Consider the following 7,453-nt stretch of genomic DNA (forward strand, 5'->3'; position numbering starts at 1 on the left):
GGGAGTACGTCGTGTCGCCCATTGCTGACCCGCGCTTCGGTGCGGAGCTTCGCCGGCTGCGTACCGAGGCCCGGATCTCGCTTCGCGCTCTCTCGCACGTGGTTTACCAGAGCAAGAGCCAGCTTCACGACCTGGAAGTTGGGCGACGGCAACCGAGCGATGACGTGGCGAGACGCTTGGATGACGCTCTCGGCACGGGTGGCCGACTGATGGCGTTGGCGCGTCCGCCCGAGTTGCCGGGCGACGGTGCCGACCGGATCGCCTTCGCCGCTCGTCATCCGACGCGGACTGACCCGGCTACGGTCGACGCGCTCGCGGATCTCCTGGCCAGTCAACGCCGTCTTGACGATGTTCTCGGTGCTGCCGCCGTCATGCCGGCGGTCCAGGCGAACCTGGATCTCGTCAGCCACCTGGCCCGCGAGGCGCACGACGACCTGCGGCGCCGGCTGGTCGACCAGGCCGCGCAGTGGGCGCAGTTCGCCGGTTGGCTGGGTATCGCCGCAGGTGATCACGGTTGGTCCCGGCACTGGCTGAATCAGGCGTTGGAGTGGGCCGTCGAGAGCGGTCATGACGCGCTGCTGGGTACGGTGCTGTCCTTCCGCGCCGATCTGGCCGGGCAGACGGGGGACGTCGGTGCCCTGCTTGGCGTGACCCGAGCGGCGCTGACCAGGCCGGGGATGTCGCCAGGGCAGCTGGCGTACGACCACTACCAGCTTGCCCGCGCATACGTCCTCGCTGACGACTGGCAGGCCGCGATCAGTACGGCGGCGGCGGCCGATGAACGGGCGGTAGCCGCGTTGGAGCACAAGGGCGAGATGCCGCCGTGGGACTACTACCGGGACCGGGCGTTCTTCGACCTGGAGGCGGGCACCACCCGGGCCGCGCTGGGGCAGCACGAACAGGCAGTGGAGTTGTTGACCGCCGGCCTCGACGGTTTGGACGTCGACTCGGCTTCGGCCGACTGGACCGGCACCTACGTGTGCCACCTTGCCGGGGCCCAACTGGCAATTGGCGAGCGGGACGGCGCAGCTCAGTCGGTGGAGCGGGCGCGGTCGATCGCTGCCCGGAACCGGTCCGGCCGGTTGTCCGCTCTTGTCCGTAACCTGTCCGCGTCCATGGACACCTGACCGGACGCGTGCCACCTGGAACGTGACCGCCTGATCACCCGATGCTGTGACCAGGGCGAGTACGCCACGGTCTTCGGTACCGGGAATGCGTGACCCGCTCGGAGTCGGGCGCGGCGGTGTCGGTCCTTTCAGAGCACGCCGCCGCGCCCCTACCAGCGGAGGTAGGGATGAGCGAGGACGCTCCAGCCACGAACCGAGGCGAGCAGATCCAGGCAGCGGAACGGGAGGCTGCCCGCGAACGGATTCTCGCGCGGGCCGAGGCGGATCGAATACCGGCCGAGGAGACGACCCGAGCGGTGCCGGATCGACGGTGGCGTCGTGGACAACAGTGAGTTGTTGCCGGTGGGTCGGCGGGTGGCGTACTGGCGGGGGCGGCGCAAGCTCTCGCAGCAGGTGCTCGCGGATCGGTTGGGGAAGTCGAAGAGTTGGGTGGACAAGGTCGAGCGGGGTGTCCGTTCCCTGGACAGGGTGTCGACGCTTCGGGACATCGCCGCCGTGCTGCGCATCGACACGGCGGTTCTGCTCGGCCGCGACGCCAAGCCGGCCGGAATGGCCGAGCGCGTCGAGAGTGTCGAGCGGGTTCGGACGGCTCTGTCTTCGTACGAGATCGCGCTGGAGCGCCCGACATCTGACCGGGTGCTGCCGTTGGACCGGTTGGTGCGGCAGGCCGGGCACGTGTGGACCACGTTCCAGCATGCCCGCTATCCACAGGTGGTCGACCTGGTGCCGGGGCTGCTGGCCGAGGCGCAGCGCGCCCATGCCCGCGATCCCGGCGCGGGGCGGGTGCCGCTGGTGGAGGCGTACCGGGTGACCGGTTCGGTGCTGGTGAAGCTCGGCGCCCCGGATGTGGCGTGGTTGGCGGTGGACCGGGCGATGCTCGCCGCCACCGGTGACCGGGTGCTGGTGGCTGCCGCTGCCGTGCAGTTGGGGCAGGTGTTGCATGCTGCGGGGCGGGCGCGGGTGGCGAAGTCGGTGATGCTGGCCGCCGCGTACCGCATCGCGCCGCCGACGAGCGGGTCCGGCGACCCGGCGGAGCTGTCGCTGTGCGGGACGCTGCTGGTACAGGCTGCACTGGCGTCCGCCCGCGACGGGAACGATCGGGCCGCCGTCGGCCTGCTGGTTGAGGCCGGCGAGATAGCGGCGCGGGTGGGAGACGGGCACGACCACCATCGCACCGGGTTCGGGCCGACGGCCGTGGAACTGGCCCGCGTCGCCGTAGCAGTGGAACGGGGCGACGCCGAGGAGGCCGTGGCCCGGCACGAGAGGGTGACCGGGCGGGACGGGTGGCGGTGGCTGAGCGCCGAGCACCGCGCCGCGTACCTCGTGGATGCCGCCCGCGCGTACCTGCACGCCGACGACCCGGTCGGTGCCGGCCGGGTGCTGGTGGAGGCGGACCGGATCGCACCGGCCGAGATCCGACACCGCCCCGCCGGCCGTGACATGCTCGCTCAGATCGCCAGGGAATCCACCGCCCCGACGACGCTTATCCAACTCGCCGCGACCATCGGGGTGGGCTGAACGGTGACCGCGCCGTTGCTGTCCCTGGCGCAGATCCGCAACCGGCTGATCCTCACCGCCCGCGCCATCCTCCGCCACCACCGACCCGGACCCGACGGACGCTGCCCGACCTGCCGAACCACAGGCTGCCCGGTAGCGACCACCCCGCAACGTCCTCCGTGGACGCGGAGATCGGTGATGGCGTAGACGGTCTCGGTGGTGAAGCGTTTCGGCTGGTCGAGGCGGCGTCTGCGGATCTGGATGGCTTGGGCGGCGCGCAGGAAGTCGATGCCGGCGGAGGGGCCGGTGACCGTGCGTAGACAAGTCAGCTCAAAGGCACGAAGCTAATCAGACCAAGGGTCACACGCACGGCCACCAGACCACAGCCCGGCAGAATCAGGCTGCGACAGCATTCCTCACAGTCAGCCCAGGATCGCTCGGATGACAGCGGTGTCCCCGTCCAGTTCCAGCAGGTGTACGACCCACCCGCCCGGTTCGGGTTCGGCTCCGGGTTGGTCGCATCCGACTCGCCCGCCGCCGTCGGCATGTATCGCCACAGTGCACCCGGGCCCTGCCATGAAGCCGCCACCGCCGCCCCTGCCATTGGCGTCGGTCAGTCGCACCCTGACACCGCCATCCTCCACGGAGGACGACACCGTCCACCTGCCGAGTGGGAATTTGACCGAACCGGAGAAGGACACTTTGCAGTCGCCGTCGGCGCACGCCGTGTACTTGGTGCCGCCCCCGCTCGGCGCCTCCGTCCTCTTTGCTGCTTTGGGCTCCTGTGCCGCTTCGGCCTCCCGTGACTCGTCCGCGGTGGGGGAGGAAGATGCGGAAGGTTCGGCGTCACGGGGACTTGAGGGGGAAGCAGCGCGGGAGGTGGTCGCGGTAGCGGCGGTGTCAGGGCTCGACCACGTGGCATCGGAGGACGATTCCGCCTTGGAGTCGCAGCCGGCCACAGCCAAGACCAGCAGTAACGCCCCGATCGCTGTGCGTTTGGTGGAGGAAAGTCGGCAATGCTGCATGCGCGGAGCTTAGTGGCCCGACTTTGCCGGAGCCCTGGCTGGCGAGGGCGGCGGTGAACCGGATTGGATCAGCTCGTTGGCCGCGATCGGGCCGATGGTGGTGGCTTTAGGAAGGTGCCTGCGTCTCACGTCCGGGGTTGGCGGATCGGTTGGGTAAGTCGAAGAGTTGGGTGGACAAGGTTGAGCGGGGGGTGCGTACGCTGGACATGGTATCGAGGTGACCGGGCGGGACGGCTGGCGGTGGCTGATCCCCGCGCCGCGTACATCGATGTCGCCCGCGCCCACCTGCACGCCGCCGACCCGGTCGGTGCCGGCCGCGTCCTAATGGAGGCCGACCGAATCGCACCGGCCGAGATCCGGCAGCGGCCAGCCGGCCGCGACATCCTCGCCCAGGTCGCCCGGGATTCCGCCGCGCCGACGACGCTCGCCCACCTCGCCGTGACCATCGGGGTGGGCTGAACCGGGCGCGCGCCTGTCACGAGCCGGTTCGTGACGCCCCTGGGGCAGCCCCGCCCGCCCGGGTCTGATGTGACGCACGTCACGAAGAGGCAGCCCTGGCGTCGGGCCCGACCGAGGTCCTTCTCTTGCTGAGAGCCTCCATTGAGGGCCCTGGCGCGGCTCTGGAGCGCGGCAGGGCACCCTCCCGTTCGTCGCCCAGGAGGCGTCCATCGCCTTGGCGGAATCGGCTTCTGGGCACTGTCGATGTCGCGTATCGGCCGCTGGCCTGACCGCCTGGGCCGGTAATACGGTCGACCGCATGCCCGACTGATCCGGCGTACACGGGGACGGCTTCGGTCTTGGACGGCCCGGGAGGTACGGACGTGTTGGATGTGCGGCCTTACCGGGACGCGCTCGCGCTGCCGGGGTTGCGGCCCCTGCTGCTGGTCGCGATCCTTGCCCGGCTGCCAGTGGCGGCAACCGCGGTGGTGATGACGCTGCACGTGCTCGATCTGGGCCACGGTTATCTCGCCGCCGGACTGGTCGGGGCCGCGATGACTGTCGGTTCGGCGCTCGGCGCACCACTGCTCGGACGGCTGGTCGATCGGCGCGGCCTGCGGCCGATGCTGCTGCTGACCACGGCGGTCACGGCGCTGTTCTGGGGGACGGCGCCGGTCCTGCCGTACCCGGTGCTGCTCGGCGGCGCGTTCGTCGGCGGGCTGCTCGCCCTCCCGGTCTTCTCCGTGATCCGGCAGTCGATCGCCGCGCTGGTGCCGCCGGTCCGGCGCCGGCAGGCGTACGCGTTGGACTCGATGTCGGTCGAACTCAGCTTCATGATCGGGCCGGCGGCGGCGGTGGCCCTGGCCACCCAGGTCTCGCCCAGCCGGACCATGTACGCCGTCGGCGCCGGCATCGTTCTGGCCGGACTCACCCTGCTGGTGCTCGACCCGCCGACCCGGGCACGGGACGAGGAGCCGGCTCCGGCGCAGCCGCTGCCCCGCCGGCAGTGGCTGACCCCACGGCTGATCGGGCTGCTCGCCGGGGGCGCGGCCAGCACGCTGGTGATCGCCGGCACCGAGGTGACGGTGGTGGCGGTGCTGCGCGACGCCGGTCACGTCGACTGGACCGGTGTGGTGCTGGCGCTGTGGGCCTCGTACTCGTTGGTCGGCGGCCTCACCTACGGTGCGCTGTCCCGCCCGGTATCGTCGCTGCGCCTCACCCTTGCCCTTGGCCTGGTCACCGTTCCGGTCGGTCTGGGCAGCGGCGAATGGTGGCTACTGGCCCTGGTGCTGCTGCCGTCCGGGGCGCTCACCGCGCCGACCGTAGCCGCCACCGCCGACGCGGTGAGCCGGCTGGTGCCGGCGGGCGTGCGGGGTGAGGCGATGGGCATGCACGGCTCGGCGATGACGCTGGGGCTGGCGCTCGGCGCCCCGCTGGCCGGGGCGGTGATCGATGCCTCCGCACCGGCCTGGGGCTTCGCCGCGACGGGCCTGCTCGGCGCGCTGATCGCGCTGGCGGTGCTGCCGACCGAGTTGCGTCACCGACGGTCCGACGCCGAACCCACCATCGCTCTCACGCGCGGGTCTGGTCCACCGCCACGAACCGCAACTCCGACGTGTACCGATTCCCCACGTCATCGCTCAACCACACCTGCTCCGGCGTCGGCAACATCTCCGTCACCGTCAACCGACCACCCCCATCACGACGCACCAACCGCCGCACCGCCTTCGCAAAAATGTTCACGTACACCGGCGAATCAAAATCCACAAAAAACGGCCTCGGCTCCCCCGGCACCGTCACGAACACCCACCGCGGCAACTCCAACCCCGCCCGCCACCGCCGCGCCCGCACAAACCGCCGCGACTCCACCCGCTCATCAACGAACCCCAACTCACCCGCCACAAACCGCCACGACTCCCGCGCCACCACCATCCGATCCACCGTGACCCGCGGCGAATGGTCGGCGTCGGGCAGGATCCGGAACAGGTCCATCACCAGCGTGGTGAGCACGTGCGAGAAGACGTCGAGGACGTCGAAGGCCGCCCCGTCGGGGAGTACGACCACGAGCTGGTCGCCGCGCGGCTCGACCACGGCGTCGGCGCTGTTGACGGTGCGCGGCAGCTCCGGGTCGGCGGTCTGGTCGACGAGCGCGACCTGGTAGTCCTCGGGCCGGACCAGGCACTGGCGTACCCGGATGGACAGCCGGGCCCGGTGCTCCTTGGGCAGCAGCGGCAGCAGCCTCGGGCCGGGGTGGTCGCGATCGGTTTGCGCGAACAGGTCCGCGGGCGCGGGGTGCTGCTGGACGAACAGGTTCGCCCCGAGGGTGTTCGTGGCCACGTGCAGCTCGCCGAGGACCAGGGTGAAGTCGCCGCGCTCGACCGCGTCGGCGTCGGTGGCGCCGATCAGCACGTCAGGGCTGAGATAGCGGGCCGCGGTCCAGCCCCGGCCCGGCCCGGCGAACGCGCGCCGGAGCCGGTCGGCGATGTCCCGTCCGTCGCGCTGTACGCGGCGGGCGCCGGCCGGGACGTCCAGCACGTCGGCCCAGCGCCGCTGGAACTCCTCCTGGAGTTCCCGCGCGTCGGCGACCGCGTCGCCGTGCAGGATCGGCATGCACGCGAACCAGAACGCGGCCAGGTCCACCGGGCCGTCGGTGCCGGCCCGGAGCCGGTCGTGGACGGCGCGGGCGCGGCGGCGTACCCGGTCGGCGAGGCTCGCGGTGAGCCAGCCGGCGGAGGTCAGCAGCCCGTCGAGGGGGGCGAGGGCGTCCAGCACCGGCCGGCCGAGCTGGACGCGGGCCGAGCGCCGCGAGTCGGCGTAGACGAGGGTGCGGCAGGGGGCGGTGCCGGAACTCTTCTCCCGGGCGGCGGCGGTGCCGGTCAGCGCCACGAAGTCGGCCTCCAACGCGGCCAGCGCGGCGGCGAGCGCGTCCGCGTCGGTGGCGGCCCGGACCCGGTCGCGGCCCCGTTCCAGGACGTCGAGCGCGGCCAGCCCGCGCTGGCGGAGGTCCGGGTCGCCGACCCGTTCCAGCCAGCGGCGCAGGTGGCGTTCCGGCCGTACGTCGGCGGGGATGTCCAGTCGCCAGGTGATCCAGCGGCGCCGGACGAGGTCGTCGAGCGCGGCGACGCAGTCCGGCTGCGACAGTGCGGCCGCCGTGGCGATCTGCGCGGCGGTGCGGCGCCCGTCGCACAGCTCCAGCACCCGGAGGCGTACGGCGTCGACGGGTCGGGCCGGTAGCCCCGGCACCACCACACCCCCACCCGTCACCCGCACAAAAGGCACCCGACGCGGCGCCAACCACTCCCGCAACCCCACACCCCCACCCACCACCCGCGCCACCGCATCCACCGCCCACGACGAAAAAAACAC

The 7,453-nt window shown here is 71.7% G+C and carries 4 protein-coding genes and 2 pseudogenes; 5 read left to right on the forward strand and 1 reads right to left on the reverse strand.

Annotated features, from left to right (window positions below; all coding sequences use genetic code 11):
• Positions 1-11: 11 nt before the first annotated feature.
• From ABZ809_RS17080 to ABZ809_RS17100, 5 genes and pseudogenes are all read left to right on the forward strand, one after another.
• Positions 12-203: pseudogene (locus ABZ809_RS17080) on the forward strand (helix-turn-helix transcriptional regulator); the annotation flags it as partial.
• Between the two features lie 6 nt (positions 204-209).
• Entirely contained in the window at positions 210-1,127 is a 918-nt protein-coding gene (locus ABZ809_RS17085; protein WP_357563468.1) for a hypothetical protein, read from the forward strand.
• Between the two features lie 318 nt (positions 1,128-1,445).
• Positions 1,446-2,645, forward strand: a complete 1,200-nt coding sequence (locus tag ABZ809_RS17090) for a helix-turn-helix domain-containing protein (RefSeq protein WP_357563461.1) — start codon at positions 1,446-1,448, stop codon at positions 2,643-2,645.
• A gap of 1,244 nt (positions 2,646-3,889) precedes the next feature.
• Positions 3,890-4,108 carry a hypothetical protein gene (locus ABZ809_RS17095; protein WP_357563462.1) on the forward strand — a complete coding sequence of 73 codons (219 nt, stop codon included), beginning with the start codon at positions 3,890-3,892 and terminating at the stop codon, positions 4,106-4,108.
• Between the two features lie 365 nt (positions 4,109-4,473).
• A pseudogene (locus ABZ809_RS17100) lies at positions 4,474-5,643 on the forward strand (MFS transporter); the annotation flags it as partial.
• Between the two features lie 16 nt (positions 5,644-5,659).
• Here the strand turns inward: ABZ809_RS17100 and ABZ809_RS17105 are convergent.
• On the reverse strand, positions 5,660-7,453 hold a 1,794-nt coding region (locus ABZ809_RS17105; RefSeq protein WP_357563463.1), incomplete at its 5' end, for a lantibiotic dehydratase.

This window comes from Micromonospora sp. NPDC047074, assembly GCF_040643815.1.
GTDB lineage: Bacteria > Actinomycetota > Actinomycetes > Mycobacteriales > Micromonosporaceae > Micromonospora.

Bases quoted from the DNA above. Each gene is read 5' to 3' on its own strand.
- ABZ809_RS17085 (WP_357563468.1), top strand. From the start codon at position 210: ATGGCGTTGGCGCGTCCGCCCGAGTTGCCGGGCGACGGTGCCGACCGG.